This window comes from Agrococcus sp. KRD186, from assembly GCF_017168255.1.
GTDB lineage: Bacteria > Actinomycetota > Actinomycetes > Actinomycetales > Microbacteriaceae > Agrococcus.
The window spans coordinates 1-3218 of record NZ_JABFAP010000008.1; the positions used below are offsets into that span (position 1 = coordinate 1).

General features: G+C 64.5%; 2 protein-coding genes. Both read left to right on the forward strand.

Annotated features, from left to right (window positions below; genetic code table 11):
- The first annotated feature begins 766 nt into the window (after nucleotides 1–766).
- On the forward strand, nucleotides 767–1942 hold the full coding sequence (locus J1M46_RS14985) for a PD-(D/E)XK nuclease family protein (RefSeq protein WP_206448790.1): 1176 nt from the start codon (nucleotides 767–769) through the stop codon (nucleotides 1940–1942).
- A 90-nt stretch (nucleotides 1943–2032) separates the two neighbouring features.
- On the forward strand, nucleotides 2033–2992 hold the full coding sequence (locus tag J1M46_RS14990; protein WP_206448791.1) for a hypothetical protein: 960 nt from the start codon (nucleotides 2033–2035) through the stop codon (nucleotides 2990–2992).
- Nucleotides 2993–3218 lie beyond the last annotated feature (226 nt).

Here is a 3218-nt window from a genome sequence, read left to right on the forward strand (position 1 = left end):
CGCAGCCCTTGTGAAGAGATCGGTCTTGGCGGACAGATCCACTTCTACAAGGGCTGCGGCTCTCCAACGGGAGCCACGCGGACGCGCTGCTTGACATCACCGCCCGACGGCTAACCGAACGGCATTGCCATTAGTGCCCCATACGGACACCAACAACCCCGGAAACTCACGGCAGAACGAACCTCAAGTCACGAAATCAGCCCGAAGTGACACGATCCAGGTCGGAGATGGGTGCTCGCTCGACCGGATCGCCGGCGAGTGTGCGGCGTGGTTTCACGGCGCCAAGGATGTCGTCGTCCCAGATCGGCGCGGTGCTGGGATCGCCGCTCGCGCCGAGCACGAGCGGCGCGCAGCAGCGCGGGGCGCTCCGGCGGTAACGGGTCGTTGATGCGCACCGGTCCCGTGCCCGCCCGATGGCTCCGGAAGCGCCTGGTGGCGGTCGGCAGGTGAAGATCTTCCTGGACGTGCTGGTCGGACTGACGACCGATGCGCACTCCTATCGGCTCGACGACTAGGTAGCGACGTCCTTGAGCGACGCAGACCTGGCGCTGCGTGCCGCGCTGACTGCACTGCGCGACGATCTCGAGACGGTGACCTCGTCTGTCGCCGGCCGCGAGCAGGTAGAGCGGCTACTCCGTAAGTTCGGCTCAGTGGCAAGCCGCGGACGCGCTTTGTTCGGGCATGCCGCTCGGACCCCGCAGGTCAGCTCGGGTACTTGACTGAATATGCTTGAAGGACGCGGACCATCCAGCGCAGGGGGTGAGGTTTGGCCAACGATTTCATCACCGGATTGCTGCCCGTGCTCAGCCGGCCGCTAGGCCCCGAGTTCAATGTGTTCGACGTCATGCATCATGGGCTGCACGAGAAGCAGATCTCCAATGTGTTCAGATGGCTGCTCGCGGTCGACGGCACACACGGACTGGACGACCGGTTCGTCCGGATCTTTGTCGATGAGGTGAATCGCGCGCGACCCGGTGATGAGCCGTTTGTGAGCACTGGCTATTGGGTCGGGCAGGAGCGCAATACCGCCGTGGGCGACGAAGACACCGACATCGCGGACCTGGTGCTCGAGAGCGACGACGCTGTGCTCGTGATCGAGAACTACTACACCTCGGACGGGCACGGACACAGCTACGCGAATTACCTGCGGTACAGCCAGCGGGACGGCAAACGTGGCGCGGTCGTGCTGCTGAGCCGCGACATCGATCGCGCACGGCAGACTCAGCGATGGGAGGAGGCGGTGGTCGTCACCTACGGACGGCTGGCTGATCGCCTCGTGGAGTCGTTGAGCACCGACCATGTCTATCAACGGAACAACGCTGCGGCCTACTGGTTCATCGAACAACTGCGGCACAAGTTCTCGCAAGGAGGCCGATCCATGAACGATCAGACCGTGCTCGACTTCGTGGTCGCGATGTGCTCGACGGGCGAGGCGCATCGGTACGGGACTCAACGCAACGAACGTGCGGCAGAGCAGTTCGCCAGCGATCTGGCGGATCAGGCGAGGGAACGATTCGGTGAAGGCCGCGAGCTCTTGCTCACCGCGAAGCAGCAGCTTCGCAGCTTCAGCGAGCAAGTCCTCGCGCTGCAGCTGAGCGAATCAGTGGGCGGCGAGCTGGTGCGAGCGGTGAGCTCGAACTTCCAGGGCGTCTACCAATGGACCGTCAACTTGGACCTGGAAGCCGCCGAGCCGGGTCCCGGGCAGTCCAGGATCCAGCTCAAGTTCGGTCCTTCCGCCTGGCATGCGATCGAACGGGATCCCAACTGGGCGGATGCCTTCGACAGTCCCCCACCCGAGTACTCGCAGATCTTCCTGACGTACGCCGGTGGGAAGAGAATCCGTCAATCCGCAGTGTCGCTTCGTGAGGTCCTCGAAGGGCTCTCTTCGGACGACAGGCGCTTGCACGAGGAGGTGCTCAGCTTGCTCGACCGATCTTTGTAGTGCGCTCGTGCAGGAGCGCGAAGCGTCAGTGGTGCCCACCATCATCGGGTGCGTCGACTTCGCGGGCGACGCGATCCGAAGTGATGGGTGATGCGCAAGGTGATGGACGAGGGCGAACTTCGTTGGTTCGAGGAACAGTCGCCAGCGTGGGCGTGGAAGTGGGCGTCGACGTTCGAAGGCGGTGCTGAGCACGCGTACGTGATCAAGGGGCGTCAACTTGACGCGCAGACGTACGAGCGCGCGGCTCGCGTCATTCACGGCATGGGGATGCCTAGGAGGTTTTTTCGACGGCTCAACATTGAACTGCACTTGCCGGACGTCGAAGTCGCATACGGTCGCGAGCCGCTCGGGCAGCGATCGATGCAACACGGTGTGAAGCTCTGGCTGATGTCGCATCGCACCAGCGTGAGCAAGGCGTTGAACATCGCGCCCCTGACAGCGGAGTACGGGCGGCAGGATGCGCCGAGCACGGCGCCTGCTGTGCCATCGCCGTGGGATCTGCGCGCGCTCGATTTCGACGATGCATTCGAGTCCGCGGGACTGGCCGCTTTCGCAGATCGCCTTCGAGACGCAGCGCCGGTTGGCGGGCCAGCAAACCACGTGCTGGACCTCGGCGCGCGTACCGGCGCGGCACTCGATCTCGGGCTCGCATCCCGCGCCGGCGGGTGCACGGCTGTGGAAGCGAGCCGAGGCCTCCTGCACTCGTTGCTGTTCAAGCATCAGTGGGTGCGCGACGTGCATGTGATGAGCGCAGAGGCCTACCTCGCCGCCCGCAACCTTGCCCCATCCGCGACCGTCGTGTCGCTTTTCGGCGCAGCTTCGTACCTCCGGCCAGAGACAATCAGCGCTCTCGCCGAGGCGGGCCATCGCCTGGTGCTGATGCATCACGCCGACGATCCGGAGCGGGACTTCTTCAGCGCTACGCACCTGCCCCCGTGGTCGGCCGCCTCTCGGTCTCGCGCCGCGCAGCTGCCCGGTCGCGTCGAGCGGCTGGGAGATTACGTCTTGACCGTGGTCGAGGCGCTGCGTCGGCACCATCATCGGAGATGAGCCAATGAACGACCGCAGCATCGACTCCTTCGGCGACGCCTTCCGCGAGTACGGCGCCCGTTCTAGAACCAGCCGTTCATCCGAGCGTTCGCGAACTGATGTTGGCGGCCATGTGAAACTGCCCGTAGGCGGTCACGAGAACTGCCCGTAGATGGCCAGCAGATCTGCCCGCTGGTGGCCACGAGTTCTGCCCACGTCTGATGGTTCCGCTCCGCGCGTCGTCGCG